Source organism: Hymenobacter agri (assembly GCF_054778495.1).
In genome coordinates, this window is the sequence record NZ_BAAGZM010000493.1 from 1 (window position 1) to 3,286 (window position 3,286).

At 64.3% G+C, this 3,286-nt stretch carries 3 protein-coding genes; 1 reads left to right on the forward strand and 2 read right to left on the reverse strand.

All coding sequences use genetic code 11. From position 1 onward, the window contains the following. A partial coding sequence (locus ACYVDE_RS18200; RefSeq protein ID WP_460502975.1) for a T9SS type A sorting domain-containing protein occupies positions 1-664 on the forward strand: 664 nt, incomplete at its 5' end. A gap of 96 nt (positions 665-760) precedes the next feature. Here the strand turns inward: ACYVDE_RS18200 and ACYVDE_RS18205 are convergent. After that, entirely contained in the window at positions 761-1,726 is a 966-nt protein-coding gene (locus tag ACYVDE_RS18205; RefSeq protein WP_460502976.1) for an aldo/keto reductase, read from the reverse strand. 174 nt (positions 1,727-1,900) lie between these two features. After that, positions 1,901-3,226: an alpha-amylase family glycosyl hydrolase gene (locus ACYVDE_RS18210; protein ID WP_460502977.1), complete on the reverse strand. Its 1,326-nt coding sequence runs from the start codon at positions 3,224-3,226 to the stop codon at positions 1,901-1,903. Positions 3,227-3,286 lie beyond the last annotated feature (60 nt).

Sequence of the window (3,286 nt, forward strand, 5' to 3'; positions counted from 1 at the left end):
AGGGGCCAGCGCCGGCACGTTTTCCTCGACCACCGGCCTGGTGCTGAACGCCACCACCGGCGCCATCGACCTGGCCGCCAGCACGCTCGGCACCTACACCATCACCAACACGGTGAGCAGCAGCGGGGCCTGCGGCGGTACATCGGCCACGGCCACCGTTACCATCAATGCCCTGCCCACGCGCCCCTCGCTCACGGCCACCTACAACGGCCCAACGACCACGCTCACCAGCAGCGCGGCCACCGGCAACCAGTTTTACTTCAACGGCAGTCTCATCACCGGTGCCACTGGTTCGAGCTACGTGGTGAATTCGGCAGCGCAGCTGGGTTCGTACACCGTGACGACGACCAACGCTAACGGGTGCACGTCGCTGCCCTCGCTGCCGCTGGTGGTTACGGCCACGGCCCGGCAGCTGGCCGATGCCTCGCTGCAGCTCTATCCCAACCCCACGCCCGACGGCAAGCTGACCCTAACGCTAAGCAACGCACACGCGCCGGTACAGCTGCTGGTGCTGAACGCGCTGGGCCAGGTGGTGTACCGCGCCACGGTGCCCGCCTCGGCTAATGCCCAGCCGCTCGACCTGAGCGCCCTGCCCAGCGGCGTGTACCTGTTGCGCGCCACCACGGCCGAGGGCACCGCCACGCGCCGCTTTGTGCGGGAGTAAGTAAGTTTTCTGAGTAGTGAAAAGCCCCTTCAGTAGCTACTGAAGGGGCTTTTTTGTTGCTTGAATGGGTCAGCATGACGGTCTTTTCTAATCCGGCTACTTCTCTGCCTTCACCGGCTGGAAATTCTCCAGCGTTTTCACATCCTCGGCCGTGAGGCGTAGCTCGGTAGCTTCGAGTAGCTCCGTGACCTGGCCCACGCTGGTGGCGCTGGCAATGGGAGCGGCCACGGTGGGGGCTTGCATCAGCCAGGCCAGGGCTACCTGGGCGGGCGTGGCCTGCCGGCGGTCAGCCACGGCGTCGAGGGCGGTGAGCAGGGCGAGGCCTTTCTCGTTCAAATACTTCTGGCCCACGCCGGCGCCGCGCGGGCTCTTTTGCAGGTCGTTCTGGTCGCGGTATTTGCCGGTGAGGAAGCCGGCGGCAAGGCCGTAATACGGAATCGCGCTGATATTCTCCTTCAATAGGAGCGGGGCGAGGTGCTGTTCAAAATCCTCCCGGTCGTACAGGTTATAGAGGTTTTGCAGCGTCTCGTAGCGCGGGAAGCCGTGCCGGGCACTGGCGTCCAGCGACTCCTGCAGGCGGGCCGCGGTGAAGTTGGACGCCCCAATGGCGCGCACCTTACCGTCCTTCACCAGCTGCGCGTAGGCTTCGAGCGTTTCCTCCACCGGCGTGGTCGGGTCGTCTTTGTGGCTCTGATACAGGTCGATGTAGTCGGTTTGTAGGCGCTGGAGCGAGCCCTCCACGGCGCGCAGGATGTAGTCTTTTTTCAGGCCCTTGTTGTCCGGGTTCACCTCGTAGCCCACTTTGGTGGCGATGACGACATCATCGCGCCGGCCGCGATGCCGCAGCCACTTGCCGATGATGGTTTCGGACTCGCCGCCCACGTGGCCGGGTACCCACGCCGAGTAGGCATCGGCCGTATCGATGGCGTTGCCGCCGCCCGCCACGAAGGCATCGAGCACGGCGAAAGAAGTGGCCTCATCAATGGTCCAGCCGAAGACGTTGCCGCCCAGCATCAAGGGCGAAATCTGGAGGCCGGAGCGGCCAAGTTCACGGGTTTGCATAGCGGGAATAGGTGTTTGGTTTTGGGTACTTGGAAAGTCTGTTAAAGTTTCGTCTGTCATCCTGAGCGCCGCGAAGGACCTTATCACGTAGAAGCGATTACGTTTGCGTGATAAGGTCCTTCGACTCTGCTTGATTCGCAGAATGCTCAGGATGACAGACGACGGGGTGAAAGGTTAGTTGGCCACCAGCACGCGCCAGCCGTGGGCTGGCACCAGCAGGTCTTCGCCGGCGAAAAGCGTCAGCGTTTCATCGCTGAACAGGTCGCGCCACTGGCCCGGCACGGTGGGCGTCAGCCGCGCTTCGGCCGAAATATTGATGGCGCACAGCACAGCTGCCTCATTTTTGGTGCGGCAGAAGCTGTACACGTTGGGCGGGCCTGGAAGGCGCAGCAGGTGGCTGGCCGGGTCGCCGTTGCCCAGGGCCGGGTGGGTTTTCTTGAGCTGCAACAGGCGAGTGTAGAAATCCTGTAACGGGTAATTGCCCCACACAATGGTATCGCGCTCGAAGAATTCGAGCCGGCGGTTCAGGCCCGCTTCCTGGCCCGAGTAGAGCATGGGCATGCCCGGCAGCAGGGCCGTGAGCACAGCGAAGGGCAAAGCCAGCGGGCCCAGCCGCTCGTACTCGGTGCCGTCCCAGCTGTTCACGTCGTGGTTGCTGGTGAAGTGCATCAGGTACACGCTGGGCGGGTATTTCTCGCGCTCGGCGGCCAGGTAGGTGTCGATGTCGGCCAGCGCAGCGTGGCCCTCGGCAATGCGGTCGAGCAGGTAGTGCAGGCGCAGCCCGAAGCTCATGTTGAAAGCCTTTTCGAGCAGGCGCGTGTCGGAGTCGAATTCCTCCCAGCTCAGCCCCCCCGACGGGTACATCTCGTCCCACTCGGCCAGCATAAACACCGGTTTCAGGGCGTCGAGTACCGGCCGGGCCTCGTCCCAGAAATCGGTGGGCACCAGGCCGGCCACGTCGCAGCGGTAGCCGTCAATGTCGGTTTCGCGAATCCACCAGGCCAGGGCCTCGGTCATGTAGCGGCGCATTGCGCGGTTGGTGTAGTCGAGGGCCACCACGTCGGTCCAGTCGACCACGGGCGGCACCAGCTGGCCCTGGGCATCGTGCTGGTACCAGTCCGGGTGCGCGGCAATGAGGTCGTTATCGCGGCTGGTGTGGTTGGCCACCCAGTCAAGTATCACCTTCAGCCCTAAGTTGTGCGCGGCCTGCACCAAGTGGCGCAGGTCGTCCATCGTTCCGAACTCCGGATTCACCGCTAGGTAGTCGCGCACGGCGTAGGGCGAGCCCAGCGAACCCTTGCGCCCCACCGCGCCAATGGGGTGCACCGGCATCAGCCACACAATCACCACGCCCATTGCCACCAGCCGCGGCAGGTGCGACTCAAAGGCCCGGAAAGTGCCCTCGGGCGTGAAGTTGCGAACGTTGACTTCGTAGATGGTGGCGTGGGCCGCCCACGCGGGGTGGGCCACGGTGAAGCGGTGGGCAAGCGGGTGGTGCATGAGCGCGAAAGCGGGTGAGTGCTTCGCTACGCGGCCCCGGCTGCGGCGGTTGCCGGCCGG